Origin of the sequence: Edaphobacter aggregans DSM 19364, assembly GCF_000745965.1 — a bacterium.
Taxonomy (GTDB): domain Bacteria; phylum Acidobacteriota; class Terriglobia; order Terriglobales; family Acidobacteriaceae; genus Edaphobacter; species Edaphobacter aggregans.
In genome coordinates, this window is the sequence record NZ_JQKI01000015.1 from 41,548 (window position 1) to 68,280 (window position 26,733).

General features: G+C 59.9%; 29 protein-coding genes. 16 read left to right on the forward strand and 13 right to left on the reverse strand.

Annotation, left to right across the window (positions count from 1 at the left end; all coding sequences use genetic code 11):
* Both Q363_RS07405 and Q363_RS07410 read left to right on the forward strand, forming a co-directional pair.
* Positions 1-1,278, forward strand: a complete 1,278-nt coding sequence (locus tag Q363_RS07405) for an efflux RND transporter periplasmic adaptor subunit (protein WP_035349064.1) — start codon at positions 1-3, stop codon at positions 1,276-1,278.
* Positions 1,278-4,394: an efflux RND transporter permease subunit gene (locus Q363_RS07410; RefSeq protein WP_035349065.1), complete on the forward strand. Its 3,117-nt coding sequence runs from the start codon at positions 1,278-1,280 to the stop codon at positions 4,392-4,394. The genes Q363_RS07405 and Q363_RS07410 overlap by 1 nt, the downstream gene beginning before the upstream one ends.
* Positions 4,395-4,445: 51 nt before the next feature.
* On the opposite strand, the gene Q363_RS07415 is transcribed toward Q363_RS07410, so the two are convergent.
* From Q363_RS07415 to Q363_RS07440, 6 genes are all read right to left on the reverse strand, one after another.
* Positions 4,446-5,459, reverse strand: coding sequence for a YncE family protein (locus Q363_RS07415; RefSeq protein ID WP_035349066.1), 1,014 nt, complete (start codon positions 5,457-5,459; stop codon positions 4,446-4,448).
* 45 nt (positions 5,460-5,504) lie between these two features.
* Positions 5,505-6,929, reverse strand: a complete 1,425-nt coding sequence (locus Q363_RS07420; RefSeq protein ID WP_084080125.1) for a sensor histidine kinase — start codon at positions 6,927-6,929, stop codon at positions 5,505-5,507.
* The gene (locus Q363_RS07425; RefSeq protein ID WP_035349069.1) at positions 6,929-7,606 is read right to left on the reverse strand and encodes a response regulator transcription factor; all 678 of its coding nucleotides are present in this window, start codon (positions 7,604-7,606) and stop codon (positions 6,929-6,931) included. Before Q363_RS07425 ends, Q363_RS07420 begins: the two co-directional genes overlap by 1 nt.
* Before the next feature lie 179 nt (positions 7,607-7,785).
* Positions 7,786-8,490: a hypothetical protein gene (locus Q363_RS07430; protein WP_035349071.1), complete on the reverse strand. Its 705-nt coding sequence runs from the start codon at positions 8,488-8,490 to the stop codon at positions 7,786-7,788.
* Between the two features lie 73 nt (positions 8,491-8,563).
* Positions 8,564-10,396 carry an amidase gene (locus Q363_RS07435; RefSeq protein ID WP_051978511.1) on the reverse strand — a complete coding sequence of 611 codons (1,833 nt, stop codon included), beginning with the start codon at positions 10,394-10,396 and terminating at the stop codon, positions 8,564-8,566.
* 54 nt (positions 10,397-10,450) lie between these two features.
* Positions 10,451-11,020: a hypothetical protein gene (locus tag Q363_RS07440; RefSeq protein ID WP_035349073.1), complete on the reverse strand. Its 570-nt coding sequence runs from the start codon at positions 11,018-11,020 to the stop codon at positions 10,451-10,453.
* A 124-nt stretch (positions 11,021-11,144) separates the two neighbouring features.
* Here Q363_RS07440 and Q363_RS07445 point away from each other — a divergent pair, with 124 nt between their 5' ends.
* From Q363_RS07445 to Q363_RS35840, 6 genes are all read left to right on the forward strand, one after another.
* On the forward strand, positions 11,145-11,342 hold the full coding sequence (locus tag Q363_RS07445; protein ID WP_035349075.1) for a hypothetical protein: 198 nt from the start codon (positions 11,145-11,147) through the stop codon (positions 11,340-11,342).
* Entirely contained in the window at positions 11,329-11,547 is a 219-nt protein-coding gene (locus Q363_RS42675) for a hypothetical protein (RefSeq protein ID WP_211256130.1), read from the forward strand. The genes Q363_RS07445 and Q363_RS42675 overlap by 14 nt, the downstream gene beginning before the upstream one ends.
* 124 nt (positions 11,548-11,671) lie before the next feature.
* Complete coding sequence (locus Q363_RS07450) at positions 11,672-11,977, forward strand: hypothetical protein (RefSeq protein WP_035349077.1); 306 nt, start codon at positions 11,672-11,674, stop codon at positions 11,975-11,977.
* A 156-nt stretch (positions 11,978-12,133) separates the two neighbouring features.
* Complete coding sequence (locus Q363_RS35835; protein ID WP_084080127.1) at positions 12,134-12,835, forward strand: energy transducer TonB; 702 nt, start codon at positions 12,134-12,136, stop codon at positions 12,833-12,835.
* Positions 12,836-12,941: 106 nt separating this feature from the next.
* A complete protein-coding gene (locus tag Q363_RS07460) occupies positions 12,942-13,451 on the forward strand; it encodes a hypothetical protein (RefSeq protein WP_035349079.1) in 510 nt (169 codons plus the stop codon).
* Positions 13,452-13,561: 110 nt separating this feature from the next.
* Positions 13,562-14,134 carry a TlpA family protein disulfide reductase gene (locus Q363_RS35840; protein ID WP_051978513.1) on the forward strand — a complete coding sequence of 191 codons (573 nt, stop codon included), beginning with the start codon at positions 13,562-13,564 and terminating at the stop codon, positions 14,132-14,134.
* A gap of 9 nt (positions 14,135-14,143) precedes the next feature.
* Here the strand turns inward: Q363_RS35840 and Q363_RS07470 are convergent, their stop codons facing one another.
* Positions 14,144-14,764, reverse strand: coding sequence for a D-sedoheptulose-7-phosphate isomerase (locus Q363_RS07470; protein WP_035349081.1), 621 nt, complete (start codon positions 14,762-14,764; stop codon positions 14,144-14,146).
* 169 nt (positions 14,765-14,933) lie between these two features.
* On the opposite strand from Q363_RS07470, the gene Q363_RS07475 reads away from it, so the two are divergent.
* Positions 14,934-15,842, forward strand: coding sequence for an alpha/beta hydrolase (locus Q363_RS07475; protein ID WP_035349082.1), 909 nt, complete (start codon positions 14,934-14,936; stop codon positions 15,840-15,842).
* A gap of 128 nt (positions 15,843-15,970) precedes the next feature.
* On the forward strand, positions 15,971-16,225 hold the full coding sequence (locus Q363_RS42680) for a hypothetical protein (protein ID WP_035349083.1): 255 nt from the start codon (positions 15,971-15,973) through the stop codon (positions 16,223-16,225).
* Positions 16,226-16,269: 44 nt separating this feature from the next.
* On the opposite strand, the gene Q363_RS07485 is transcribed toward Q363_RS42680, so the two are convergent.
* Entirely contained in the window at positions 16,270-17,049 is a 780-nt protein-coding gene (locus tag Q363_RS07485) for a hypothetical protein (RefSeq protein WP_157466612.1), read from the reverse strand.
* Between the two features lie 203 nt (positions 17,050-17,252).
* Here Q363_RS07485 and Q363_RS07490 point away from each other — a divergent pair, with 203 nt between their 5' ends.
* The 4 genes from Q363_RS07490 to Q363_RS07505 all read left to right on the forward strand — a co-directional run bounded on the left by Q363_RS07490 (position 17,253) and on the right by Q363_RS07505 (position 20,523).
* A complete protein-coding gene (locus Q363_RS07490; protein WP_051978514.1) occupies positions 17,253-18,296 on the forward strand; it encodes a hypothetical protein in 1,044 nt (347 codons plus the stop codon).
* 156 nt (positions 18,297-18,452) lie between these two features.
* Positions 18,453-19,100 carry a nitroreductase family protein gene (locus tag Q363_RS07495; protein WP_035349085.1) on the forward strand — a complete coding sequence of 216 codons (648 nt, stop codon included), beginning with the start codon at positions 18,453-18,455 and terminating at the stop codon, positions 19,098-19,100.
* A complete protein-coding gene (locus tag Q363_RS07500) occupies positions 19,097-19,576 on the forward strand; it encodes an NUDIX hydrolase (protein ID WP_211256131.1) in 480 nt (159 codons plus the stop codon). Before Q363_RS07495 ends, Q363_RS07500 begins: the two co-directional genes overlap by 4 nt.
* Positions 19,573-20,523, forward strand: coding sequence for an alpha/beta fold hydrolase (locus tag Q363_RS07505; RefSeq protein WP_035349087.1), 951 nt, complete (start codon positions 19,573-19,575; stop codon positions 20,521-20,523). The genes Q363_RS07500 and Q363_RS07505 overlap by 4 nt, the downstream gene beginning before the upstream one ends.
* Positions 20,524-20,540: 17 nt before the next feature.
* On the opposite strand, the gene Q363_RS07510 is transcribed toward Q363_RS07505, so the two are convergent.
* From Q363_RS07510 to purB, 3 genes are read right to left on the reverse strand one after another with little or no spacing between them, the layout of a single operon-like run.
* The gene (locus tag Q363_RS07510; RefSeq protein WP_035349089.1) at positions 20,541-21,158 is read right to left on the reverse strand and encodes a UbiX family flavin prenyltransferase; all 618 of its coding nucleotides are present in this window, start codon (positions 21,156-21,158) and stop codon (positions 20,541-20,543) included.
* 15 nt (positions 21,159-21,173) lie between these two features.
* Complete coding sequence (locus Q363_RS07515; protein ID WP_035349090.1) at positions 21,174-21,782, reverse strand: YkgJ family cysteine cluster protein; 609 nt, start codon at positions 21,780-21,782, stop codon at positions 21,174-21,176.
* Between the two features lie 21 nt (positions 21,783-21,803).
* Positions 21,804-23,105 carry an adenylosuccinate lyase gene (gene purB / locus Q363_RS07520; RefSeq protein ID WP_035349091.1) on the reverse strand — a complete coding sequence of 434 codons (1,302 nt, stop codon included), beginning with the start codon at positions 23,103-23,105 and terminating at the stop codon, positions 21,804-21,806.
* A 160-nt stretch (positions 23,106-23,265) separates the two neighbouring features.
* On the opposite strand from purB, the gene Q363_RS07525 reads away from it, so the two are divergent.
* On the forward strand, positions 23,266-23,778 hold the full coding sequence (locus tag Q363_RS07525; protein WP_245632082.1) for a MarR family winged helix-turn-helix transcriptional regulator: 513 nt from the start codon (positions 23,266-23,268) through the stop codon (positions 23,776-23,778).
* Positions 23,775-25,664, forward strand: coding sequence for a chloride channel protein (locus Q363_RS07530; protein ID WP_084080128.1), 1,890 nt, complete (start codon positions 23,775-23,777; stop codon positions 25,662-25,664). Before Q363_RS07525 ends, Q363_RS07530 begins: the two co-directional genes overlap by 4 nt.
* Before the next feature lie 12 nt (positions 25,665-25,676).
* Here the strand turns inward: Q363_RS07530 and Q363_RS07535 are convergent, their stop codons facing one another.
* A complete protein-coding gene (locus Q363_RS07535) occupies positions 25,677-25,934 on the reverse strand; it encodes a glutaredoxin family protein (protein WP_035349093.1) in 258 nt (85 codons plus the stop codon).
* A 24-nt stretch (positions 25,935-25,958) separates the two neighbouring features.
* Positions 25,959-26,732, reverse strand: a complete 774-nt coding sequence (locus Q363_RS07540; protein WP_035349095.1) for a glucose 1-dehydrogenase — start codon at positions 26,730-26,732, stop codon at positions 25,959-25,961.
* Between the last annotated feature and the right edge of the window lies 1 nt (position 26,733).

Genomic DNA, 26,733 nt, shown 5'->3' on the forward strand with positions numbered 1-26,733 from the left:
ATGAGCACAAAGACTTCCATCAACGCGAAGGTATTGAGAGATGCTCTCATTGGGGGCGTGCTCCTCTGCTCGTTCGGCCTACAGGCTTGCAAGAAGCAGGCGGACGAAGAAGCCCAGGCATTGGTCACGGTGCAAGCCGAACGCCCCGAGATGGGAGAGATCTCGGAGCACATCATGGCCGACGCCGTCTTCTCGCCACTTGCGCAGGCGGCGATTTCCCCCAAGATTTCGGCACCGGTCAAAGAGTTCTATGTGCAGCGCGGTTCAAAGGTAAAGGCAGGCCAGCTTCTTGCCGTTTTGGAGAACAGAGACCTCACTGCTCAGGCGCTGGACAATAGAGGTCAGTTCACGGCTGCTCAGGCCACGTACGACATGCAGACGAAGGCACAGGTTCAGGAAGACTATGCGAAGGCGGAACTGGATGTCGCCCAGGCCAAAGCCCAGCTTCACCTGCAGAGCGAGATCGCAGCATCCCGGCAGAGGCTCTTTCGCGAGGGGGCCATTGCAGGACGTGACTACGATACAGCGGTCGCTGCACTTGCTCAGGCGCAGGCTGCCTATGGCGTTGCTCAGAATCACCTGGACTCCCTGAAACGAGTGAGTCGCGAGGCGACTCTCCAACTCGCACATGGGCAGCTCTCTTCGGCGAAAGGAAAATATGAAGCTGCTGAAGCGCAGGTGTCTTATTCACAGATTCGTAGCCCCATATCAGGCGTTGTGACGGACAGACCCTTGTTCGCCGGCGAGACAGCGACCTCCGGAACAACGCTGGTCACCGTTATGGACACGTCAGCGCTGTTTGCGAAAGTTCATTTATCGCAGACAGTGGCCCAGCGGCTGAGTCTTGGCGATGAGGCAAGTGTGACCGTGCCGGGAGTGGACACTGCGGTTCCGGCCAAAGTGTCTCTCATCAGTCCGGCGCTCGATCCGGGCAGCGCGACGGTCGAGATCTGGTTGCGTGTCGATAATGCCGCAGGCAAATACAAAGCCGGCACACCGGTTCGAACTTCAATTCTGGGCCGGACAGTTCCCAAGGCTGTCAAAGTGCCAGCGTCTGCGATCGTTACGGCTGAGGACGGCTCGAAGTCGGTCATGGTCGTCAACGCTGATGGAACAGCTCATAAGATGAGCGTGCAGATCGGCATCAACGATGGTGAAGATGTGCAAATCGCAGAGGGCCTGAACGGAAGCGAGACCGTGATTACCACCGGCGCATATGGCCTGGATGAAGGAACAAAGGTCAAAGTAAGCAAGGTCTCGGAGGAGGACGAGAAGTGATGAAACGTCCTCTCTCAAATCCTCCCACAAAGCCATTCTGGCTCGTCCGCTTCCGAGCTCCAATCTTCTTTTTCCTGATCGTCCTGTCTCTGGTGGGGATCTACGCTGCCCAACAAGTTCCAATCTCGGTCTTTCCGGAGACGAACTTTCCACGCGTTGTGATCGGTGTCGACAACGGCGTGATGCCTGTTGAGCAGATGCAGGTGACCGTCACGAAGCCGATCGAAGACGCAGTGAACGCGGTCCCTGGACTTGTAACGGTTCGATCGACGACGAGTCGAGGTTCCGCCGAGGTAAGCCTCTTTTTCGACTGGAATGTGGACATGTTTCACACGCTCCAGTTGGTCGACGCAGCTCTCAGCAAGGCCCGTCAGACGCTCCCATCGACTGCGAACCTCACAACTAATCGGCTTACATTTGCGACGTTTCCCATCCTCGGCTACAGCCTCACCTCGGACCGCCTCTCGCAGACACAGCTCTGGGAACTGGCGACCTACGAATTGAAGCCGCCGATCAATCGAGTAGCCGGCGTGAGCACCGTGACGATTCAAGGTGGCAAGGTGCCGGAGTTCCACATTGTTCCCAATATGGCAAGGATGCAGAGCGCTGGCGTTACGATCCTTGATCTTGTGAATGCCGTCCAGGCATCAAACATCGTCGATTCGCCGGGGCTGTACGAGGCGAACCACCAGCTCATCCTAGGACTGGTAGGCGCGCAAGCGCACGACGCCGATCAGCTTGGTCGCCTTGTCGTGAAGACGACAGTAAGCGGTACTCCTGTCCGTGTGGCAGATGTCGCCACGGTGCAACCCGGGGTTCTCCCTGTCTACACTGCAGTCACTGCAGATGGCAGCCCTGCTGTGCTGCTGAACATTACTCGTCAGCCGTCCAGCAACACGGTAGCGGTTGCCGATGCCGTAGCTGCACAGATTGAGCAGCTCAGGAAGATACTTCCTGCCGGCGTTCTGCTCAAGCCCTACTACAATCAGTCGGAACTGGTCCGTGAAAGTGTCAGGAGTGTTCGCGACGCCATTCTGATTGGACTTGTGCTCGCCTGCATCATCCTCTTCCTCTTTCTTGGGGACTGGACGTCGTCTCTTGTCGCCGGCCTGGTGATTCCGGTTACGGTTGCGATCACGATTCTCTTTCTGTGGATCATTGGCGAAAGCTTCAATCTGATGACGCTTGGCGGACTGGCGGCTGCGATCGGGTTGGTCATTGATGACGCCATTGTTGTCGTAGAGAACATCGTGCTTCATCGCGATAACGGTGAAACACGAGCGGATGCAGCTCGCCTGGCCCTGAAGGAGATTGCGATTCCACTGATCGGTTCAACGGTCACACCGGTCGTCGTCTTTTTGCCTCTGATTTCAGTAACTGGGGTTACAGGAAGCTTCTTCCGAGCGCTTGCGATCACGATGACGGTGGCGTTGCTAGCCTCGCTGCTGCTTGCTGTGACGTGGACGCCTGCGCTGAGCCTCATCTTCCTCCGCGAGCGCCGAGAAGAAGAGCCGGCGCATGAGCACTACGGGAAGATGATGAGCCGTATCCTTTCGTGGCATCAGAGAGCGCTTTCCTGGGCACTGGCACGCCCGCTGATGCTCCTTTGCATCTGCGGATTGCTTGTTGCTGGAACCTACGTTGCCTACGAGTCGCTCGGCTCTGATCTTTTGCCGTCAATGGATGAAGGCGGCTTCATTCTGGACTACATCATGCCCGCTGGAAGCTCACTGACGGAGACGAACCGGGTTCTCGACCATGTGAATCAAATTTTGCACTCAATGCCCGAGGTCGAAAGCACATCACGCCGTACGGGCCTCCAGATGGGACTTGCGGCGGTGACGGAAGCGAACACAGGTGACCTGACGGTGAAGCTGAAGAATAAACGAGACCGCGATATTGACGAGATCATCGCGGATGCGCGCGCACAGATCAAAAAGACGGAGCCTGAGCTCGACGTTGAGTTTATTCAGGTTCTGCAGGACATGATCAACGACCTCTCGAATGCGCCTGAGCCTATTCAGATCAAGCTCTTTGCAAACGATCCCGCTCTCTTGTCGGAACTGGGACCAAGGGTGGGCGATGCTATCAGTAAGATCTCCGGCGTTGTGAGTGTCGAGAACGGCATTGAGAATACGATCAGCGGACCGGCGACCAGTTTTCAGATCGATCCTTCGGTTGCAGGCCGCATGGGCTTCACGCCGCAAGAGGTTGCGGAGGATGCCACTTCCATCCTCGATGGAGTGAACATAACAGATCCGCTCATTGCAAATGGGCGTCCCTATACGATACGTGTTCGCCTGGGAGACGAAACGCGTCAATCACTCGATGCGATCCAGAACACGGTATTTAATAGTGCCACAGGGAAGCTGGCGACACTTGGTTCGCTCGCTCAGATAACACAGCTTCCTCCTCAGAATGAGATTCGACGGGAGAACCTGCAACAGCTTGTCGTGGTGACGGCACAGCTTGAAGGCTCAGACCTGGGAACGGCCATCGCCAGGGTCCAGCGCACGATAAGCGCTATGCATCTGCCGCCGACCGTTCGAGTAGAGTACGGCGGCACGTATCAAGAGCAACAGCAGTCTTTCCACCAGCTACTGAAGGTGCTGGTCATCTCGCTTGCGCTTGTCTTCGGCGTACTGCTGGTCGAGTTCCGCAATTTTTCAGCTCCGATTGCTATTCTGACCTCATCGGTGTTGTCCATTGCAGGAGTTGTGTTTGCCCTGCTGATAACAGGCGTGACCTTCAATGTCGCCTCGTTCATGGGGCTTATCATGGTCATCGGCATCGTCGCGAAGAATGGAATTCTGCTTCTGGACGCAGACGAGCGGTACCGCAAGGAAGGAGCTTCTGCGCAGGAGGCAATGCTCCATGCGGCTCAGCGCCGTTTGCGTCCGATCCTTATGACAGCGACAGCGGCCATCTGTGGCATGTTGCCTCTTGCATTCGCTCTAGGTGCGGGATCGCAGATGCTCCAACCGCTCGCGATCGCGGTAATCGGAGGTCTCGTTCTGTCGATGCTTCTGAGCCTGATCGTTACGCCGGTGGTGTACTACCTGCTCACCTCTCGCCATCGAACGGTTGAGAAGCCTGATCTTGTTCAATCGATTTAAAGTCAAAAGGAAGAGGCCCGCGTAATGCGGACCTCTTCCTTTTTGGCGTTTTCATCGCGTAACGACGAGAATCTCGAAGCTGTCGGGCAACACGGATGGACGCGGATGTGGTACCGCTGCCGTCGGGGCAGGTGCGGGGCCAAACTTTGCTGTGGAGAGGTATATCTTGCCCGTTGATGTATCCAACGCCATCGTTCTGGCGCCGCGCGCGGTAGGTACAGATTGCAACCGCGGAAATCCCTGCTTGTTGGCGTCAATCACCGTAAGCGTTCCGTCTCCGTTTGATGAAAACGCAAGGCCGGTCTTTGGGTCGAAGCCTGCGGCATCCGGCGAATCTCCGATGGTAGCCAGCCCAAGAAGCTTCCCTGAGTCATAGCTGACGACCGCCATCTTGCCGCCATCACATACAGAGAAGAGACGATGCTTTGCATGATCGAGCGCCATACCGGAAGGAGAGTCGCATCCCTGGAGTGGCCACACCGATAAAGCTTTCCTGGACTGCGCGTCAAGTTTCACAATTGCGTTCATGTCTTCGATGTTCACAAACACTGAGCCGTGTCCATCCACCTGAGGAAACTCGGGCTTACCAGGCAATGAGATCGTTGCGACGATCGTATTGTTGGCGGCATCCATCACGGTCACATCATGGCTGCGGCCGTTGAACGCCCAAACGGTATGAGTGACTGGCTCGAAGGTAATGCCGTCGGGATTCGTGCCCGCTCCAACGATCTGTTTCACTGCGAGAGTGCTGCGATCAAACACGACGATGGCGTTTCCAGCGCCATCGCTGGCATAGCCGGTCTTGCCATCCGGATTCAAGGCTACTCCGTGTGTGCTCTTGAGGCCGCTGATCGCACCGATAAGTTTTCCTGTGGCAGTGTCCAACACCTCGACCCGTGCGTTGTGAGTTACGTACAGACGGTGCGCTGCATCGTCGCTGAGCAGGTAGTCCCAGCCGCCCTGTCCGCCAACCCTCCAACGGTCTGCGACGTGATAGTTCTGAGCCTGAGAGAGAGAAGCAGACAATAGGAGGATGGTTCCCGCTGCTACCTTGAATGAAGGCATTTGAAACTCCTGGAAGAACTCGGCATCTCTGTCGCATTCCGAGTTTCATCTTCGCGCCTTAAATGAAGCTGAAACCTCGTGTGTGGAAGGGGCGGTCAGCACAGGAAGGAGTACGCTAACGATGGCCCCTCCATCCGGGTGGTTCGCAATGGAGATACTCCCGGCAACGTGGTCGCAGATTGCTTTGCAAATGGAGAGGCCTAAACCAGTTCCACCGCTCTTGCGGCTACGTGACGGGTCCCCGCGATAGAACGGCTCAAACAGAAATTGCTGATCTTCAGAACGGATTCCCTCGCCAAGGTCTCTTACGGATAGATGAATCTGCTCGTGGTCGACCGTCATTTTAACTTCTACCGTACCGCGCTCGGGACTGTGCTGGAGCGCGTTGAGAACGATGTTTGAGCAGAGCAGGGAGGCATCGCGGCGATCGAGCTCCACTGTCGCCGGAGTCAGGGGCGAGACGCCAACGTTGATGTGCCTGAGCGCAGCGAAGGGTGCGCTCTGGTGCACTGCATCCAGAAGCGCCTCATCGAAACGACAGGATTGACCTTTGCTCTGCGCCTGCTCCAGCCTTGCGAGCGTCAGCATCTTTTGCACGGTGTTCTCCAGCCGTGTGAAGTCATCCAGCGCAAGCTCCAGCCCACGCGCGTACTCGTCCGGGGTCCGCCTCTTCATGGAGAGGAGCTGCAGCGATGACTTCACGATTGCAAGGTCTGTCTTCAACTCGTGCGCGGCATCGCTTGTAAAACGCTTCTGTTGCTCGAAGGAACGCTGAAGCCTGGCAATCGTCTTTTCAATCGCGAGCGCGAGAGGGCGTAGCTCGACAAATGTCGTGGCGCCTGCCGGTGGCACAAACTGCCAGACCTTTGCGGTGATCTTCTCCGCTTCAGCAGCAAGAGCGTGAATTGGCGAAAGTGATCTGCGGATCAACCAGATGAGAAGCAGGGTTGTGACGCTGAGCAGGATTGCTGTTGCAATGGCGAAGAACCGGATGGCTTCCAGAATTTCGTGCCACACGTGGCCAACGGGCTGCCCGTAGACAACTGTAATGTGGTGATGGATTCCGCCATTTTCCTCAGGATCGATGATTCGGTCTCCACCGAAGACAAAAAAACGGTAGGACCGGCCCTCTATTCGTGCATCCACGAATGTTCCTTCCTGAATTGGTATCTGCGGAAGCTGCCCTGCAAATCCAAGGACTCTGCCACGGTCATCCGTAGCCTTGTATATGGAAGCGTCCGGAAGCGTGAAACCCTGGGAATCTAGAACGACATTGTCTCCTTTATCGTCGGCGTCCTGCACGGCTCCAAAGATAGCGCTGGAATGACTTCGCATATTGGCGTCGAAGACCTTGTACTGGATCCGGTACTCGTTGACCGTGATAGCTGCGATGAGAGCCAACGCAGCCGATAGCTCAAGTAAAAGTACCGAAGCAATGAGCCGCCGTGTGATGGATGTCCTGAATGGCATCAGGCTGTTTCTCCACGAAGCCTGTAACCACGGTGACGGAGAGTTTCGATGAGTGGTTCCGTGTCAGGCAGATTCAACTTCCTGCGCAGGTTTGACACATGCGCTTCGATGACGTTCGAGTGGTGCTCCCACTCGAAATCGTAGAGATGTTCCAGTAACTCGTGCTTCGAAACGACCGCCCGTGGGCGATGAGCCAGATACTGAAGAATCCGAAACTCTGTCGGCGACAGATCGATCTGTCGGCCCTGCCTCAGCACCGTCTGGTGAATGGTATCCAATTCCACATCTGAGACCTTCAACACGGCGGATGACACTCCTTTTGCACGACGAATCAACGCCTTCACTCGCGCAATCAACTCGCCCAGATCGAATGGCTTGGCGAGATAGTCGTCGGCGCCGCTGTTGAGCAATTCGACGACGGACTCTTTTCCCTCCTGCGCCGTCAGAATGAGTACAGGCGTGTGAAGTTTGGCCTGCCTCAAATCCTTGAGGACTTTCTGTCCGCTCTTTCCGGGTAGCATAAGGTCCAGGATAACGGCGTCGAAGACGTCCTGCTCGGCCATGTGAGAACCCGCCAGCCCATCAGGAGCATGGTCTACGGCAAATCCTGCCTCGCGCAATGCCGCTGTGATGTTTTCGGCCAACCGTTCTTCGTCCTCAATAAGAAGTAATCGCACGGGATGTCCTGAATATAATTCTCGCGATCGTTTCTTAAACACAACTGAATGCTATTCGGGAGCGTTGATTCGAGGACTCCTAGAGGCTCTTTACGTTTGGCCCTAGCGTTTCTGTACCGAGCGGTGATCGATTGTGCCGCCGATATCATACCCGGTGGGACGCCCAGGCGGAGCCAAATCTAGAACGTCTTCAGAAATTCGATGAGTGCGCGTTTGTCTTCGTCGCTGAGCGGAGGCTCTTCGGCAAAGTAGCTTGTGCCGAAGTAATGGCCGCGGTTGACGACCAGGTCGGGGCACTTGCTTAGCAGCATCAATGGGTCCTTGATGTTGGCGAAGGCCTTGTTGACTTCATCATCCGAGGCTCCGGCGGGCACAGAGTTCTCATGCTTTGCCTTGAGGCGGAGGTCGAAGACCCGCTTCTGATAGGCAGCACGCTGGATGGGATCGTGAGTTTCAGGAACGACGTTCAGGTTGGCTAGCAGGCCGACAGGCGTTCCTTTGGGAATGGGACCGATGGCGATCCCTTCCTCTGCGAAGATGCTAGGGAGGAAGCGGGCGAGAATGCCATGGAGGCCATTCAGGAAATCGGGAAGGTAGCCGCTGGCGACTCGAATATAGCTGCGGTCGGTGGTGCGGTCGATCGTGCCGGGAACCTTGTCGCCGAGGACGGAGTCGTACTGCCGCTTCTCAGGCCAGAGGAGTTCCTCAATGGACTCCTGGAATGAGTCAAGGCGCGCATCGACCGAGGGGCTTGGGTTGAACTTGCCGAGGCTGTTGTTGAGCAGGAATGGCGCGGTTGACCAGAGGCTGATGAGCATCGACCGTTGGGCAATCAGAGTCGCGCGCGACGGCGGATGTACGATACGCTTTCCAGGCTCAGACATGCGATGAACGGCGTCCCTCTGTACGAGCCAACTGGCGACGAAGTCTTTGACTAAGCGTATTTAAGGAATCGTCCTAAAAGCCCGGCGGCGTTTCCATGGATACGTTGAAGGCGCTCTCAAACGCGATTGCCGCCTGGGCGAGCCGTCCCTCTTCGAAGAGCCGGCCGATGAGCGTGACGCCGTGGGGTACGCGCCGAGGAGGAGAGAACTTCGGCAGGGGATGAGCCGGGTCGGGAGCCCAGTCGCTGCGAGCCTCTGCGACCTGAACGAAGCCAGCGCGCAGCGTGAGCGACGGGTGTCCCGTGAAGTTGGTGATGGTCAGCATCTCGTCGCGCAGTGAAGGGACGAGTAGGAGTTCAACCTGCTCCATGACGCGGGCCATCTGCTGGGCGACCATACGACGGAGACGATCGGCCTGGACGAGATCGACCGCCGAAAGAAAGCGTGACTGACGGAAGCTGTTGGGCCATGCGTCGGGAACCTGAACTCGCAGCTGGTCGACGGCGTGAGTGAGAGTCAGATCTTCAAATGCTGCGGCGGACTCCGCAAAGAGGATGAGCTCGAGCGAGTCGTAGGACCAGTCCGGAAGCGAAACTTCGACTGGTGTCATTCCAAGTTGATGGATCGTTTCGAGCGCGGAGCGATCGACCTGGGTGGCGGGAGCCTCTTTCATCCAGGCCGGGATGTAGCCGACACGGAGCCCTTTGGCGGGAGAGGCAGCGTCAAAGTCCAGGTGGCTCTGTACACAGGCGAGGTCGCGACCATCGGGGCCTGTGATGGCATTCAATACGAGAATGGAATCTTCGACGGTGCGAGTCATCGGGCCGAGCTTGTCGAGCGACCAGCAGAGTGTCATGGCGCCGGTGCGAGGGACGCGACCGAAGGTTGGGCGCAGGCCGGTGATGCCGCAGCGCATGGCGGGGCTGGTGATCGATCCGAGGGTCTCTGAGCCGATCGAAAAGGCGACCAAGCCTGCAGCAGTCGCGGCTCCGGGGCCTGCCGAGGATCCGGAGGAGCCCTCATCGAGCAGCCAGGGATTCATGGTCTGGCCACCGAACCAGATGTCGTTGAGGGCGAGGGCGCCGAGGGAGAGTTTGGCGATGAGCACGGCGCCCGCCTGGTTGAGCCGTTCGGTGACCGTGGCGTCGGCGGAAGGGATACGGTTGCGGAATGGCTCGGCCCCGTAGGTCGTGGCGATGCCCGCGGTGTCGAGGAGGTCCTTGGCTCCCCATGGAATGCCATGCAGAGGGCCGCGATAGTGGCCCGCGGCAATCTCGCGGTCGGCGGCGCGAGCCTGTTCGAGTGCGTGGTCGGCGGTAAGGGTGATGACACAGTTCAGCTTTGGATTGAACTGATGGATGCGGGCGAGATAGATGTTTGTAAGGCGCTCGCTTGTGAGCTTTCGGGCCTCGATCCAGCGCGAAAGCTTACTGACGGGAGCAAATGCGATCTCTCGATCGGAGGAGGGAAGTGGACCTGGATTGGCTTCGCTGCGAATGAAGCGGTTCGCGTTGGGGCCAGGCAACTGCCCGGGGAGCACTGACCGTATGGTGGAGAACGGCTGGATGTCATCTGGGATGGCAACGCGTCGTGGGCCCGTGCGGCGCTCATAGAGCGGCGCCATGGCATTGCGCCAGTTTGTTGCGGCCTCCGCACGATGTGGTGCAGTAAGCGGCACCTGGACGAGTTTCTCCGCCTCGGCGAAGGTCGCGGAGTTGACCTCTGGGCCAACGGCAGGAGCTGTGCCGAAAGCAGGCGGAGCGCCTGGGGTGGTGGATGGAGGAGGTGCCTGGGCTGCGGCTTCTTCGACGGCGGCGGCCGAGGCAAGTACGGCAAGTGCGCTCTGAGCTAGGAACTGACGGCGGGACTTTGGACTGGCGTTGGAACTGTCGTACGAGTTGGACATGCGCTGGCCTCTAACAGGCGATTGTAGATGGGGCGAAGGAGCGATCAGCGTAGGCTATTCGGGGACCTGCCAGCCGGCGAGCGTCTGCGCGAGAGTTGCTTGTCCGGAGCCGCCATTCGCAAGAGCGCTTGCCATCTCGGGAAAGGCGGCGAGGACATCGGGAGACTTCGCCCATACCGGGGTGTCCTGAATGGTGTAGTGATAGGCGACATGAGTCTCCGGGAAGCCGGTTGCTCCTTTGGCTGGTGGGGTGAAGCTGTCGATGGTGCTGATGGTCCGATGGCCATAGCAGAAGCGGGGAGCGTAACGTGAGCCGGCAGGGGCGACGGTGTAGCGGGTTGTATGCACGGAGGACTCGTAGCTTGACTCAAGCATCTTCGACTTGACGAGGGTATTCAACTGCTTCGTCATGTCCGGATCGGACGTGGCGTAGGGAAAGCGCACTCCTGAGAAGAGGCATTCGGGGTGTTCCAGAAAGTACGAATTGAGGACCTGGGTGAAGTTTGCGGGCGTGGGCTTGGTTTTGGAGTTACATCCCACCACCGGCAAGACGATTGCTATGAATGCGGCGGCGATGAAAGCTCCTGCCTTTGCGGTTTTCGTTCGAACAAGATCGGGGATCATTCGCGCTCCTGGGATGATTATCGCCGGTTCTGCGCATTCTTGTGTTCAGACGGAGATATGCCCCTCTATTGGGGATGCCGGGAGAGTCCTCCAAAAGGGCAGAAGCAGCGTATGATGACGAGCCATGCCTTTCTTTTCCGATGCGCGGGAGACTTCGGCTCGGTACGGAAGATACATCGCTGAGTTTCAGGAGCTCTCAAAACGGCATGAGGTCAGTTCGGGGACGCCGGAAGACTTTTACCGGCTGGCTGCCAAGCTGGCCTCCGACGAGAGGTTTCGTGCGGACTTTTGCACGCTGACCCGGTCGGGTGGCACAGCGTGAAGGGGGGCGGTTTACGCTGACGCGGATTCTTACCATAATTGCCATTGCAATGGGCGGAGAGACCATCGATACGATCGGCACCACAGGCGCGGTTCCAGTGAGTATGGTCGTCGTCTTTCTTGCTGGCGTGGGCGGCTGGAGCGACGACGAGAAATTCCTTCGGACGTTTCAGAGGCGATCACGAAAGCGACGACGCAAGCCGTAACGGCGAGTGAGAAGCAGCAGTTTCTGTACGACGAAAAGGAGGCGCTCGAGTTGGAGCGCCGCCTGGCAGCGGAGCCGAATGACTTTCAGGGGATCACGTCGTCGCTGCTGGCAGCCCGGCGAAGGTGAAGGAGGCGCTGGGCCGCCTGGAGCTGCATACGCTGGAGCTGAAGCTTCATTTGGACAGCATTGACAGTCGAATTGAGCGGATCGAGCCTCACCTGGACGACCTGGCTTCCCGGCTGTCGGCAGGGAAGCCGCAACGCAAGGGGGAAAGCAACACGTTCGGGCGCAGCTTCCGGTCATGCGTTATTCGCAGCCTGCGCTTCGTGTTGGTTCGGAGACGAATCTACCTGATGATGCGCCGAAGAGACCTGAGTCTGCTCCGAGCAAGTCGCAAAGTGCTCCTTCGGGTAGCTTTCGAGGGCTAAGGAAGGAATATCAGGTTCGGCGGCTGCATCAGCTGCTGGCGGCCTCCGCCGTATTGCTGGTGGTGATGGCGTCAGTATTGGGGTTACTGCTCTACAACAGCCCCGGGCGCGTGTTGAAGAACGAGACCGGAGAGATTTTCGCGAGCACGATAGCAGATGCCCCTACGAGGCCGACGGCCGGGGATTCTGCTGCGGCGAGTGCAGGCAACTTCACCCCCTTGGCGCTGCAGTGCCAACGGAAGCGCCTGCGCCGCAGAAGATCGAACCAGGTCCTCCGCCGGCGGTGAAGCCAAAGCAAGCAGAGACGAGAGGCGCTACTCTACCGAGCGGATCGGGCGAGACTGCGAGAAAGATCAACGTAGAGAACGCAAGAGAAGAACCACTCAAGACCCCGGTCATTCATCTGGCGGATGGCTTGCCGGGCGCAATTGCCGCCAGACCGTCGGACGGATCATCGGTGAAACCGGCCGCTCGGGCGAGTCGGCGGTCTCGAATGCATCGGCCCGCGCTGGCGCGACTGCCTCGGCCGCGGGTGATAAGGAAGCGATAAAAGCCCCTGAGACTCGCATCAAGGTATTCGTCCCGGCGAGTTCTCTGGTACGGAGTGCGATTGCGTCACCGCCTCCGATCTATCCGTCGACGGCACGGATTGCGGGGGTGGAGGGAGAAGTGGTGCTGCAGGCGCTTATCTCGGAGAAGGGGACAGTCGAGTCGGTAAGCGTCATCAGCGGACCGGCGCCGCTGCATAGTGCTGCGCTGGACGCGTTGCGGCGCTGGAGATTCAAACCGTACCTGATCGACGGACATCCCGTGGCGGTCCGTACGTTCGTCGACTTTCGTTTCAAGATGAATTACTAGCGAAGCCGGCGCCAGGGGGTCGGCAGCCGTCTTAGAACTTCGGATAACCCGGCTCGATCCGGGAGCATCCAACCCGCGAAGCAAAAAATCTAAGGAGATCGACCGGATGAAGACCATTCAGTGTCTAGCTGTGCTCGTGTTCTCATTGGGTACCATGACGGCGTTCGGCCAGGCAGGTGCTCAGGCACCACCGGCGGACGCGGTCACGGGTCGACCCGTGACCGATGATGATATTGCAGTGCTTCGCCAGGACGTACAGGCGGACAAGACAGAGATCATCACCCGGAATATGAACTTCACCGACGAAGAGTCGAAGGCCTTCTGGCCGGTCTACCGCGAGTATGCGCACGAGCAGCAGAAGATTGGGGACCAGCGCGTCGCCCTGATCAAGGATTATGCCGCTAACTATGACAAGATCGACGATACCCAGGCCGATAGCTACATCCAACGCGCGGTGAAGTATGAGGAAGAGATGGCCGATCTTCGGAAGAAGTATATTCCGAAGTTCAAGAAGGCAATAGGGGCGAAGCAGACCGCAAAGTTTCTTCAGGTAGATAACAGGCTGAACCTGCTGGTGAACGTGCAACTGGCGGCACTGTTGCCGCTCATCAAATAGCAGCCCAATCCGGAATGGCACCGAGAAGGGCGGCATCTTCGGGTGCCGCCTCTTTGTCTTGCGGGAGACAAAAGAAGAATTGGTAAGATCGCTAGGAGGCCTCTCCGACGATGGAAGCAGCAAATCTGCGCCGAAGGCGATGGGCTGGATACGCATTCGCGGCGTTGACCGGCATCCTTCTGGCTTTTATGTTCGGGCGCGGAGCGCGTTACCCCAAAGGGCTCGTCCATAAGAGCGAACGAACATCGATGCCCGCTCTCGTGCTGAGGCAGCTCGATGGAGGCTCGTGGCGGCTTGCCGATCATCGCGGTCAAGTGGTCGTGGTCAACTATTGGGCGAGCTGGTGTTCTCCATGCTGGGAGGAGGCTCCGGCCCTGATGCGGCTGAATCGAGAGATGGGACCGGAGGGGCTGGCTGTGGTGGGGATCGCGATGGACGAAGGCAGTCCTAAACAAGTCGCCGAGAACGTTCGTCATTTTGTGCAGGCACTCCAGATCGCTTATCCGATTGCACTGCCAGAGCCGATGTCGCAGATGGCCTATGGCATGGAGGGACTGCCAACAACGATTCTGGTAGATCGCAACGGCAAAGTCGCCCGGACGTACGTTGGTGCAGTAACGGAAGCGGATTTGAGGAGGGAGATCCGCGCCTTGCTGAGTGATACTGCGCGCGGAGGTTTGTGAGCGAAGCAATCAGCGCTTGAGGACTACTTCGCTGCTCCTCGCTGCGCCGAATTCATGTCCAAAGTAGAAGCGTTCGACCGCCATGCAGAAGATGTGCTCAAGGGCGAGGTGACACTCCTGGACGTTCATCGTGACATTGGACGGAATGATGACGTTGTGATCGCACAGCGCCCGCATTTGCCCTCCGCCATTGCCGGTGAAGCCGATGGTGGTGATGTTCATCTCTTTGGCCTGCTGGACAGCCTGAAGGATGTTCTTCGAGTTGCCCGAGGTGGAGATTCCGAGAAAGACGTCACCGGCTTGACCGAGTGCCTCTACTTGGCGGGCGAAGATGCAGTCGAAGGAGAAGTCGTTTCCTGCGGCTGTTAGGATCGACGTGTCGGTGGTGAGGGCAACAGCGCGCAGGGCGGGCCGGTTCTCGGTGAGCCGGACGACAAACTCAGCAACGAGGTGCTGCGCATCTGCAGCCGACCCTCCATTGCCGGCTACCAGGAGCTTGCGTCCCGCCTGCATCGCGTTGGCGGTAAGTTCGGCGATGGTGACGATGGTATCGGTGACATGAAGGTCGGCGAGAGTGGCCTGCATGGTTGCGATGGACTGCGCGAGTTGCTTCTGAACCAGATGCTTCATGAACTCTCCAGCAGCAATGCCTGCCACTGACAAGGGTAAGGGATTGAGACGGGGAAATCCATGCACGTTGTGCCTGTGAAGATTGGCGTCGTAGATGCCGCTCAGTGAGAAGAGTCTTCGCGGCGGCCGGCCTTGTTTACAGTGGTGAGGGTTCAATGGGGAGGAAGGCGTGCGTGTTATTTCGAAGTATCTGGTGCTTGTCGTTACGGCGTTGTCCCAGGCATCTCTCGCTCAGCCCGGCCAGCCGGCAGCCGGTGCGGAGCCGGGTAAGACCAAGCTCCTGTGGCCCGGGGGAGCTCCGGCGGCACTGGGGAACGAGGATGCGGACAAACCTGCGCTGACGGTCTTTCTGCCCGCTGTGGCGAATCCGACCAGATCGGGAGTTGTGATTGTGCCGGGTGGTGGATACCAGAATCTCGCCATGGAGAAGGAAGGGTTTGCGGAGGCGCGCTGGCTGAATGAGCGGGGCGTGGCGGCCTTCGTGCTGAAGTACCGCCTGGGGCCGCGATACCACAACCCGGTAGAGCTTGGAGACGCGCAGCGGGCGATCCGGCTGGTACGGGCTCATGCAGCGGAATACGGTTTGGCCGAAGATCACATCGGCATGTGGGGGTTCTCGGCAGGCGGGCACCTGACGGCGACGGCGGGAACTCACTTTGACGCGGGCAGCCCTGGCTCTGTCGATGAGGTCGAGACGAAGAGCAGCCGGCCGGATTTTCTGATCCTGTCCTATCCGGTGATTACGATGACGGACCCATCAGTGCACAGCGGCTCGAAGCTTTATTTGCTGGGGGAAGACCCGGATCCGGCGCTGGTGCACTCGCTCTCCGACGAGACCCAGGTCACCAGCCAGACTCCGCCTGCCTTTCTGTTTGCGACGACGGATGACAAGACGGTCCCGGTAGCGAACAGTGTGATGTTCTACATGGCGCTGGTGAAGGCGGGCGTGCCCGCGGAGATGCACCTCTTCCAGCACGGCGCGCACGGAGCCGGACTGGCTGCGACGAATCCGCAATTGAGCATCTGGCCGGATCTGCTGATCAAGTGGATGCGGGAGCGCGGCTACGCAGCTCCCTGATCGAAGAATCAAGATGTTACGGGCGTGTAACGAGGTGGGAGGCGTGCGACCAGAGTGGAAGGGATGTATCCGAAGGTGCAATAGCGATGCACGTACGGGGCATTGTAATCGAGAGCTGTTTTGACACAATGGTCTACGGAAGAGACCCGGAAGTGTTGCTCGATCACGCCTGGCGCGGAAGTCTTTTGAAGTTTCAGGGAGTGGAAGTGAACTCGTCGATTGTCTTGATCTCTGCGGTATCGGCATCTTTGGCTGCTGGCGTGCTAACTGCTTATGGAATCTGTGTCAGCATGTTTCGCCTCTTTCGCATCCACGCGAAGCAGGTAGCCGCAGAACGGCAGGCTCGCGCCGTTGTGTCGGCCACGCAGGCTGTTGAGAGTTAGCCCGAATCTCCCCGGGATTCAATCAGTCAAATTAACAAGAAAGCTTACTGTGGCTGCGTCTGCTGCTGACGGCGAAGACGCATGAGCTCGTCGTAGATCTGCTGTGGCGTTTTGACTCCGTTGGGAGACTGCTGGGTGGAATCGGCAGGCTGCGCGGTGGCCGGCGCTGGAGCCTGGTTCGTGTTTTCGCTATCCGCCCTGGGCGGCGTGATCGGTGCGGCGACCGGATTTTCGTTTGCCGGGCGGGACTGAGATTCGGGTGGCGGCGCGGGTGGACTGGCCACGTGGCGGGGCGCGTCGTCGGAGTTGTCGGAGTTGTCGGAGCCGTTGTCGTCAAAACGGGCGGCGTTCGGATTGGGTGGCGTGGGGCCCCCGGTGCGCGGGGTAAGGATCAGTTCAGATGCCTTATCGCCCGCGCCTGCTATCAAGAGCATATTGCTGCCGGTTCCGTCGAGAAGTTTGCCAAGCACATCGGAGGTTGCCGCCGGCCCGTACTCCCCGAAGACGCGCTCCTCGGCGACCCCTCCCGTGATCTTGATTCCGGTGAGCCGGGAGACCTCGCGGAGGATCTGATTGAGGCTTGAGTTGGAGGCCGAGATGGTAAGCTGTCCATCGGCATAGGAGACTGCTGCACGGTGCGGGGCGCTCTCTGCGGGCGTGAGTGGGGCTGGCGGCGGGGCAGGGGCCGCTGTGGGGCTGGTCGGAGGAAGCGTGGGAGTGGGCGTTATCTGCAAGTTGCGGGACGCCTGCGCAAGCGCCCGCGACTGAGCGGGCGGCAGCGCTGAGAGGGCGGCCAGCGTGAGCGCGGACAGTCGAATTGGCATCCGAAGGCGCATGAAATCAATCGGTACGGTAGAGATACGACGTGCAGCCAGATAAAAGGTCACAATGCCGATCGACTCGCCGTCCGGTGAGTAGACAGTCTACCGCGTTATTGTCGCTGCCAGCGCAAGGGCATGCGAGACGGATCACTCTGTACTAGACTTGTGTCGTAATTGCGCCGTGACGGGATTGCGAGGAACGTTGTATGTGGAGTCTGAAGCGTAGGAGCAAGGCAGCCGGTCGTTGGGCGCTGAAGGTGCTCTCGGTCGCGGCACTGGGTGCTGGAGTCGTGCTGGGGGAGACGTGTACGACGCAGTCGGCGATGACGCCGGCGGAACGCGACGGTTTGGCTGCAGCTGCTCGGGGAATGGCCGAGAAGGTGCTGGCCAACGATGCCGCGGGTCTGCGTGCCATGACGATCGAGGAGTACGCGAAGGACTTTACGGCGATTCAGAGTGCAGTCGGGAACGCTTCGGCCAAGGTGAAGGGCGCGACCATGGTGGTGGAGCAGGTGTATCTGCTGGATGCCAGCGACCTGAAGCGCGCGGCGGATGGAACGGCTCCGAACACTCAGTTTCTGTGCACGCTGAACAAGTCCATTGCTGAGGTGGACTTCTCGATTCCCGGGCTGCCACCAGGCAAGTACGGGTTCGCGATCGTCGAGGCTCGGGGCATCGCAGCGCCGTGGCGGCTCTCGTTCCTGATGCAGCAGGAGGGAGGCCAGTGGAAGATGGGCGGGTTCTACCCGAGGGCAATGACCGCCGCCGGCCACGATGGTCTGTGGTACTGGACCGAGGCGCGCAGGATGGCGAAGAGTAACGAGCGATGGAATGCCTGGCTCTACTACAAGCAGGCGGAGACGCTGCTGAATCCGACGGATCTAATTCAGAGCACGCATTTGGAAAAGCTGCACAGCGAGCAGACCTCCGCTGCTCCGCCAGCGGCTTCGGAGGGGGTGAGCCCGCAGGCTCCGCTGGTGGTAAAGGGTGCCGATGGAGCGGAGTATCACTTCACAGGGCTGGGAGTGGACGATTCGCTGGCGAAGGACAAGGTAGATATCACGGCCCGGCTGAAGGTAGAACAGATCGGCGATCCGGTGGTCGCGCGCAAGCGGAATATAGATGCGATGAACGCGCTTGTGGCCGCCTATCCGGAGTTGCGCAAAGGATTCCACGGTGTGTGGGTGTTTGCGGAGGCTCCCGGTCAGAACCCGTATGCCACGGAGCTGGCGATGAACGACATTCATTGAAGTGGACGGTGGACCGAGAGATCGGATTTACATTTACGCGGCTGAGATTCAGGGGCTGGGACTGGGATGCTATCTTGAAGACGCCTTCGTCTCTGCGCGGCGATACGAGTTTTCCGGCGGAGCGAACATCTTAGGTGAAGAGATATAGCGAGAACGATGGCCAAGATCAAGAAGACATTAAGCCAGGCGATTGAAGAGCGGCGCGCGACACCCAGTTTTGATGGGACCTCGATTCCGCCGGAGGACCTGAGGCAGATTCTTGATGCGGGTCTGCATGCTCCGAGCGGTTACAACATGCAGCCATGGCGCTTTATCGTTGTGCAGTCTCCGGAGCAGAAGAGGCGGCTGCGCGCTGCGAGCTACAACCAGGCCAAGGTGGAAGAGGCCTCAGCTGTGATCGTGGCCTGCGGTGACGCCGATGGCTGGCGCAAAGACCTTGATCTGATGCTGCATCTGGGGCGCGAAGGCGGAATGCCGGAGAGTTATGCGGCACAGGCGCGGACGAGCGTCTCGAATTTTCTTTCGGGCTTCAGCACCGAAGAGATGCGCGCCTGGCTAAATAAGCACGTCATGATCGCTTTTACCCACATGATGTTGATGGCCGAGGTGATGGGATACGACACGGCTCCGATGGAGGGCTTCGAGCAGGAGAAGGTGCACGAGGTGCTTCGTCTGCCGATGAGCTACTGGGTGGTGGCGCTGTTGGGCATCGGGTACCTGAAGGGAACGGACAAATACTATGGCGGGCGCTATGAGATGGGCCATACGGTGTTTGGCGAAGAGTTTGGCAAGCCACTGAAGTGAGCGCGCAGGGCGAAGAGGCGAGAGTGGGTCGGGAGTATCCGCAAGCCCCGATTGTCGGGGTGGCAGCTGTCGTGCTGCGTGGCGAGGATGTGCTGCTCATCCGACGAGGCCGGGAGCCGATGCTGGGGGCGTGGTCGTTGCCGGGCGGGGCGCTTGAGCTGGGTGAGACGACGGCGGAGGGCGTGGCACGCGAGGTCCTGGAAGAGACGGGGGTGCGCGTGCGTCCGGTGGCGATCGTCGCGACGCTGGACCGCATCGTTCGTGATGAAGATGGACGCGTGCGGTATCACTACGTGCTGGTGGAGTGGTTGTGCCTGGCTGAGGAGGCCGGCGCGGATCCGATATGCGGCGATGACGCAGTTGAGGCGCGCTGGGTAAGCCGCCTGGAGATTTTTTCCCAGGAGTACGACCTTGGTGCGTCTACACTGGGCGTGGTCGAACGGGCTTTGAAGCTTGCGGAGATGACGGAACGATGAGGTCGGTACGCTGGGTCCTGGCGGTTGTGATCGTGCTCACGCTGGCTGCGGGGCTCGTCTTCTACTTCAATCCGCTGTGGGTGGTGGACCAGCAGACGAGCTGGCGGCTGTGGCGCGAGGGCGTGAAGAGCGAGTACGTCGAGGCAGGCGGCTATCGGCTGCATTATTTTGAGGCGGGTAGCACGGAAGGCACACCGCTACTTCTGGTCCATGGCCTGGGTGCGCGGGGCGAGGACTGGCGAGCGATGATTCCGGCGATGGCAAAGGCGGGATTTCATGTCTATGTGCCGGATCTTCCGGGGTATGGGCGATCATCGAAGCCTGCGGATGCGAGTTACTCGATTGCGATGGAGGAGGAGGCTGTGGTCGCCTTCGCGCAGGCAATGCACCTGCCGCGCGTGGATGTGGGGGGATGGTCGATGGGCGGATGGATCTCGATGAAGCTGGCGCTGGATCATCCGGAGATGGTGGACAGGCTGGTGATCTACGACAGCGCGGGGATCTACTTTCCGGCCAGCTTTGGATCGGAGCTGTTCGTGCCCGGGGATGCACCGGGGGTGACGTGGCTGATGAAGGTTCTTTCGCCGCACCCGCAGGCGATGCCAGACTTTGTGATGCGCGCCGTGTTGCGAAAGATCGCGCGGAATGGATGGGTGGTGCAGCGAAGCATGGCCGCAATGACCGGCGGCCGCGATCTGCTGGACTTTCGCTTGCCTGACATTCGCCAGCCGACGCTGGTGGTGTGGGGATCGAAGGACGAACTGATTCCGCTCTCGGTGGGGAAGAAGATTCACGAGGGGATTCCGAACTCGTCGCTCGCTGTGATCGATGGGTGTGGACACCTGGCTCCGCTGGAGTGCTGGAAGCCGGTGGCGGAGGCTACGGAGAAGTTTCTGCGAGCGCCGCAGCCGGTGCAGGAGAGCGAGAGCGTGCTGGCCGCGGACTGAGCGATGGCCCCGGAGTCTTAGTCGACGTCAGTCTTCCATTGGTAGGCGCCGGGCTGTGGCAGGCCGACCTGCGCGAGAACGCGATGGACGAAGTTGCGCGCCATTTCGGCCGTGGATTGAGGCTGGTTGTAGAGCGTCGGAATGGCGGGAAAGATCGTCGCTCCGGCATCGGAGGCGAGCTGCATGTTGCGCAGGTGGATGCGATTGAAGGGCGTCTCGCGGACGCAGAGGATGAGCGGACGGCGCTCCTTCAGGCAGACGTCGGCGGCGCGGTGGATGAGGTTTGATGCGAGGCCATTGGCGATGGCGGCGAGGGTTCCCATAGAACAGGGAAGGATGATCATCGCATCGGTGGGATAGCTTCCGCTGGCGATGCTGGCGCCAATGTCGGAGTCTGCGTGCTGGCGAAGCTTTGCGCTGGGGGAGCCGAGGAGTTTTTCGGCGAGATCGTTGCGGCCGCTGATGGAGAGCTCCTCGGCGAAGACGCGGAGGGAGTTTTCCGAAGCGACGAAGTTGATGTGGTCGACGCGATCATCGGCGGCGAGGGCGCGGAGCATCTCGGCGGCGTAGATGGAGCCGCTGGCTCCGGTGACTGCGAGAGTGATGTTGCGCGTGGCTTGGCGAGTCTCGGACACGAGGATGATTATCGCTTATGCGTTGCGAAGAGCGTAGGCGACGATGGTCTCGCCGTGCGCGTTGTGCGCGTCGTTGAAGGCCTCGTTGCTGGCGGTCTCGATTGCGGGGATGGCGGGATCGAGCTCGGCGGCGGCGATCTCTCCCGTTGTGGCGGTGATGAAGCAGAGCTCGCAGGTGGCGAGGTTGTCGTCAGGCGTGCGCATGGGCGGGCCGAAGGTCCGGCAGACGATGGGGCGCACGGCGTAGAGATCGCAGGTACCGGTGACGGAGTCGAGGACGGGGCAGGGCTCATTCTCACCGAGGGCGTCTTCGGATTCGTCGGAGAAGAGTGGGGAGTCTTCGTAGTCTTCGGCGAGGATGCCGGTGACCGGGTCGCCCGGGAAGAGCGGGGACAGGCGATTGAGGGATTCGGCCGTGCGGGCACGAATGCGTGCGGCTCGCTGAGGGGCAGTTTGGTCGAGTGTCTGGAGGGCTTCGCGCAGGCGGGCTGCGTCCTGCTGGGAGATGGGGAAGACTCCGTGGCAGCACTGGGTGCAGCCGGGCCGACAGGCCAAATGTTGGCCGCTCCGTTGAGTGGCGGAGGCGAGGGCAGCATCTACGATCTGGATGAGTTCCGTCGCCATCGTCGTTTTGCTCTCGATTAACTACTTTCCTAAGACGCGCTCAAAGATAGCATCCACATTCGCCAACTGGCGGTTGTAGTCGAAGGCGTGGGCCAGCTTTTCTGGGGTTAGCCTCGCTGTAATCTCAGGGACTTTGGCGATCTCGTCGCGGAAGACGAGGTCGTTCTTCCAGGAGTTCATGGCGTGGCTCTGGACGAGGCGGTAGGCGTCTTCGCGACTCATGCCGGATTCGGCGAGGTCGAGCAAGAGCTGGCCGGAGAAGATGAGGCCGCCGGTGGATTCGAGGTTCTTGAGCATGCGCGCCGGGTAGACGAGCAGCTTGTCGATGAGGTTGGTGGTCTTCGTGAGCAGGTAGTCGGCGAGTATGGTGGAGTCGGGGAAGATGACTCGCTCGGCGGAGGAGTGCGAGATGTCGCGCTCGTGCCAGAGGGCTACGTTCTCGAGCGCGGTCTGGGCGTTAGCGCGCATGACGCGGGCGAGGCCGGAGATCTGCTCGCTGGTGATGGGATTGCGCTTGTGTGGCATCGCGCTGGAACCTTTTTGTTTCTCAGAGAAGAACTCCTCGGCCTCGCGGACCTCGGTGCGCTGCAGATGGCGGATCTCGGTGGCGATCTTGTCGAGTGAACTGGCGAGAACAGCGAGCGTGCTGATGTAGGCCGCGTGGCGATCGCGCTGCAGCACTTGCGTGGCGATGTCCGCGGGCCTGAGGCCGAGCTCAGCGCAGATCGCCTCTTCATGCTCGGGCTTGAGATGGCCGAAGGTTCCGACGGCGCCGGAGAGTTTGCCGACGCGGAGATCTTCGGCGGCGGCGTCGAAGCGCGTGAGGTTGCGCTGCATCTCAGCGTGCCAGAGGAGGAGCTTCAGGCCGAAGGTGGAGGGCTCGGCGTGGATGCCGTGGGTGCGGCCGATGATGGGGGTGTTCTTGAACTCGACCGCGCGGCGCTTGAGGACGTCCGAGAGGGTGACGATGCCGGCGCGGATGATGGCCGATGCCTCGCGGATCTGCAGGGCCTGGGCGGTGTCGACGACGTCGGTGGAGGTGAGGCCGTAGTGGAGCCAACGCGAGTGCTCGGGGTTCGCGATGTGCTCGGCGACGGTAGTGGTGAAGGCGATGACATCGTGCTTGACCTCTGCCTCGATGGCGTTGATGCGCTCGACGGTGAAGTCGCCCTTGTCGCGGATGGCATCGGCGGCCTCCTGCGGGACGAGGCCGAAGCGCGCGAGTGCCTGGGAGGCGGCGGCCTCCACCTTGAGCCAGCAGCGGTACTTGTTCTCGTCGGACCAGATGCGGCCCATAGCGGGGCGTGTGTAGCGGGGAATCATGTTTTTCCTTGCTTGATCGGTGAAAAGCCGGTGCGTGTTGGCGGACGTAGCCGAGAGTGGGTGGCATAGTCCTTCTCTTTTCTGCGTCAGATTCCATTCTACCGACATGTGTTTTCGTACTGCTCTGGCAGTCTTTGGGAGAACACAGAGCAGGGTATCTTTGAAAAACATCGTATTACGATATAATGGGCCGCGGGCGGCAATGGCGATGCGAAGGCGAATGACGGGAGCGCACGAGTTCCCCGAGAGAGTGAAGGCGCTGGCGGAGTTCCGGTACCAGTTGCGGCGTTTTCTCAGCTTCAGTGAAGAGGCTGCGGAGAGGGCAGGGATCTCAGCACAGCAGTACCAACTGCTCCAGGTTGTTGCGGCAGCGCCGGCAGGCATACAGGCCTCGATCTCATATGTCGCCGAACGCATGGTGCTGCGGCATAACAGCGCAGTTGAGCTGGTGGGAAGGGCTGAGCGCAGCGGGCTAGTGCGACGGCAGGAGGATGCGGCGGACCACCGACGTGCACTGATCTCGCTGACGCCGGAGGGCGAGGCGATGTTGGGGGGGCTGGTGAAAAAACATTGGATGGAACTGGAGAGCCAGGGACCCAAGCTCATGACAGCGTTGGACAGATTGCTGGGCGATGGCGCGCTGATTACCCAGCGGAGGAGTGAGACGCAATGAGCGAGACGGCAAAGAATGAGTTGCGGGATTACACCACGGCAGATGCCCGCATGGTGCTGATGAGTTGCATTGCGGTGATTATTGGTGGGGCGGGTGCTGTGTTGAGTTGGGCGCTGCTGCGGCTGATCTTCCTTGCGACCAATTTGTTTTATTTCCACCGCGTGAGCGCGCAGTTTGCCGATCCTGCATTCAGCCATCTCGGATGGAGGGTGTTATTTCTGCCGGTGATTGGCGGATTGCTGGTTGGTCTGATCGCGCGCTATGGGTCGGACCGCATACGCGGACATGGGATGCCGGAGGCGATTGAGGCAGTCCTGATGCGAGGGGCAAGGATTTCGCCGAAGATCACGGTCATCAAGCCGGTGGCAACGGCGATTGCGATCGGGTCGGGCGGCCCGTTCGGCGCGGAGGGGCCGATCATCATGACAGGAGGTGCGGCGGGGTCGCTGCTGGCGCAACTGATGAAGGTGAGCGACGCGGAGCGATCGACGCTGCTGGTGGCGGGTGCGGCGGCCGGAATGGCGGCGACGTTTTTGGCGCCTCTTTCCGCGATCCTCCTGGCGGTGGAGCTGCTGCTGTTTGAGTGGCGGCCGCGGAGCCTCGTGCCGGTGGCGGTAGCGAGCGTGACGGCTGCGGCGTTGCGCCGTCTGCTGCTGGGAAGCAATCCCGTGTTTCCGATGTCGGCGACGACGGCGGCGATTCCGGACAGCGCTATGCTTGGGGCGGTGTTTGCAGGTTTGCTGGCAGGGCTGCTGGCGCTGCTGCTCACGAGGGGAGTTCATTTTTTCGAGGAGATGTTTGAGAAGCTGCCGATCCATTGGATGTGGTGGCCGGCAATCGGCGGCGTGTTAATCGGACTGGGGGGCTGGGTGTATCCGCCGGCACTAGGCGTGGGCTATGCGACGATTCAGCGGATGCTGAACGGGGATACGGCATGGACGCTGGTGTTCGGGGTGCTTATTGTGAAGAGCCTGATCTGGACGAGCTCGCTAGGGTCGGGCACGTCAGGTGGAATTCTGGCTCCGCAGCTGATGATCGGCGGGGGACTAGGAGTTGCGCTGGCACATGTGCTGCCCGGAATTTCTCCGGGGGCGTGGCCGCTAATATGCATGGCGGCGGTGCTGGCCGGATCGATCGGGACTCCATTGACGGCTTCGGTTCTGGCAGTAGAGCTGACACACAACAGTGGGCTGCTGCTACCGCTGCTGCTGGCGAGTGTGACGTCCTATGGAATGGATGTGCTTCTGCAGCACAGGTCCATTTTGACGGAACGGCTAAGCCGCAGAGGGTATCACCTTAGTCGTGAGTATGGCGTCGATCCACTGGAGACTGTGACGGCCCGGGAAGTAATGCATACCAGCGTCTTTGCGTTGCCGGCGGATGCGACGCGGAAGGCGGCAGCCGATTGGCTGAAGAAGATGAACCAGCGCGGAAATGAGGCGTGGTCGCATTGGCAACGGCTGTTTCCATTGGTGGATGCGACAGGAAGGCTCAATGGAGTTCTTACGCGCGGCCAAATGATTCTCGCGGCTGAAGCGTCCGACAAGAATGCGCCGTTGCTGCAGGACGGGATCACGACGCCCGCTGTCATCGGACAGTTGGAGACGTTGCGATCTGTAGCAGAGAAGATGGCAGCGCTGAAGATTTGGTCGTTTCCAGTCGAGGAACAGGGCCGGCTTGTTGGGATACTGAATATCGAGGACCTTCTTGAGCCGCGTGGAAAGGCAAGCCTGCGAGACAAGGAGCGTCAACGTGTTCTGACGCTGCGCTGGCCGTTTGGCCGGCAGCAGGGCATGGAACCTTCAGTCGATGCACTTGTAGACCGGGCGTTTGATAGCGCCGAGCGCGCGCGGATGCTCCGGCAGAAGGCGGGGAGGGCAGATTGAGAGCGGGCGCGGCTAAAGCTGGTTGACGCCGAAGAGCTCGGCCATCTCGTCGTAGAGGAAGCCTTCGCCCGGGCGGTAGGGCTGCACCCACTTGCCGTCGATGACGAACTGCGGGATGGCGCGCTTGCCAACGTTGGCGAGCACCAGGTCGGCGGCACCGGGGGTCTTCTCGATGTCGACCTCGTTATAGGGGATGTTGTGCGTAGTAAGGAAGCGCTTGGCCTCGCGGCAGTCGCGGCACCAGGCTGCAGTGTAGACAGTTAGCTCCATGACCTCATTCTACGAGATTAAACTCTACTGCTCGTGGTAGCTGACCATTAGTCCGCCGTCGACGACGTGCGTGCTTCCGGTGATGTAAGCGGCCTCATCGGATGCGAGGAAGGCTGCAAGCGCGGACACGTCATCACAGGTGCCCAGGCGCCCGAGGGGGATGTTCTTCAGCAGCGCGTTGAGCTTCTCCTTGTCTTCGAGGAGCGACTTGTTGATGGGTGTGGCGATGGCTCCGGGAGCGATGTTGTTGATAGTGATGCCGATTGGCCCGAGTTCGACGGCGAGGTCGCGCGTCAGCATGCGCATCCCGCCTTTGGACGCGCAGTAGGTGGAGAAGTGTGGGAAGGCCATGTCCTCGTGGACAGAGCTGATGTTGATGATGCGGCCGGGAAGCTTCGCGTCACGCAGGCGGCGGACGAAGGCCTGGGCAAGGAAGAAGGCGCCTTTGAGGTTGACGTTGAGGACGGTGTCGTAGTCCTGCTCGGTGACGTCCCAGAAGTCGGCACCCTTCTCCACGCCGGCGTTGTTGACGAGAATGTCGCAGCGGCCGAGCTGCTGCCAGGCCTGGTCGACCAGCTTCTGTGTATCGGCGTGCTTTGAGACGTCGGCCTGGACCACCACAGCTTTTGCTCCTGCGGATTCGACCTGCTTTTTTGTGTCATCGGCTCCTTCGGGGCGTTTGCGATAGTCCACAACGACATTTGCCCCTTCCTGGGCATAACGAATCGCAATGGATTGACCGATGCCTGAGGAAGAACCGGTGACGATAGCGACTTTGCCTGCGAGACGACCAGCCATT

Coding starts and splice junctions, on each gene's coding strand:
- Q363_RS07405 (WP_035349064.1), top strand. CDS start 1: ATGAGCACAAAGACTTCCATCAACGCGAAGGTATTGAGAGATGCTCTC.
- Q363_RS07410 (WP_035349065.1), top strand. CDS start 1,278: ATGAAACGTCCTCTCTCAAATCCTCCCACAAAGCCATTCTGGCTCGTC.
- Q363_RS07415 (WP_035349066.1), bottom strand. CDS start 5,459: ATGCCTTCATTCAAGGTAGCAGCGGGAACCATCCTCCTATTGTCTGCT.
- Q363_RS07420 (WP_084080125.1), bottom strand. CDS start 6,929: ATGCCATTCAGGACATCCATCACACGGCGGCTCATTGCTTCGGTACTT.
- Q363_RS07430 (WP_035349071.1), bottom strand. CDS start 8,490: ATGTCTGAGCCTGGAAAGCGTATCGTACATCCGCCGTCGCGCGCGACT.
- Q363_RS07435 (WP_051978511.1), bottom strand. CDS start 10,396: ATGTCCAACTCGTACGACAGTTCCAACGCCAGTCCAAAGTCCCGCCGT.
- Q363_RS07440 (WP_035349073.1), bottom strand. CDS start 11,020: ATGATCCCCGATCTTGTTCGAACGAAAACCGCAAAGGCAGGAGCTTTC.
- Q363_RS07445 (WP_035349075.1), top strand. CDS start 11,145: ATGCCTTTCTTTTCCGATGCGCGGGAGACTTCGGCTCGGTACGGAAGA.
- Q363_RS35835 (WP_084080127.1), top strand. CDS start 12,134: ATGCCCCTACGAGGCCGACGGCCGGGGATTCTGCTGCGGCGAGTGCAG.
- Q363_RS07460 (WP_035349079.1), top strand. CDS start 12,942: ATGAAGACCATTCAGTGTCTAGCTGTGCTCGTGTTCTCATTGGGTACC.
- Q363_RS35840 (WP_051978513.1), top strand. CDS start 13,562: ATGGAAGCAGCAAATCTGCGCCGAAGGCGATGGGCTGGATACGCATTC.
- Q363_RS07470 (WP_035349081.1), bottom strand. CDS start 14,764: ATGAAGCATCTGGTTCAGAAGCAACTCGCGCAGTCCATCGCAACCATG.
- Q363_RS42680 (WP_035349083.1), top strand. CDS start 15,971: ATGGTCTACGGAAGAGACCCGGAAGTGTTGCTCGATCACGCCTGGCGC.
- Q363_RS07485 (WP_157466612.1), bottom strand. CDS start 17,049: ATGCCAATTCGACTGTCCGCGCTCACGCTGGCCGCCCTCTCAGCGCTG.
- Q363_RS07490 (WP_051978514.1), top strand. CDS start 17,253: ATGTGGAGTCTGAAGCGTAGGAGCAAGGCAGCCGGTCGTTGGGCGCTG.
- Q363_RS07495 (WP_035349085.1), top strand. CDS start 18,453: ATGGCCAAGATCAAGAAGACATTAAGCCAGGCGATTGAAGAGCGGCGC.
- Q363_RS07505 (WP_035349087.1), top strand. CDS start 19,573: ATGAGGTCGGTACGCTGGGTCCTGGCGGTTGTGATCGTGCTCACGCTG.
- Q363_RS07515 (WP_035349090.1), bottom strand. CDS start 21,782: ATGGCGACGGAACTCATCCAGATCGTAGATGCTGCCCTCGCCTCCGCC.
- purB (WP_035349091.1), bottom strand. CDS start 23,105: ATGATTCCCCGCTACACACGCCCCGCTATGGGCCGCATCTGGTCCGAC.
- Q363_RS07530 (WP_084080128.1), top strand. CDS start 23,775: ATGAGCGAGACGGCAAAGAATGAGTTGCGGGATTACACCACGGCAGAT.
- Q363_RS07535 (WP_035349093.1), bottom strand. CDS start 25,934: ATGGAGCTAACTGTCTACACTGCAGCCTGGTGCCGCGACTGCCGCGAG.
- Q363_RS07540 (WP_035349095.1), bottom strand. CDS start 26,732: ATGGCTGGTCGTCTCGCAGGCAAAGTCGCTATCGTCACCGGTTCTTCC.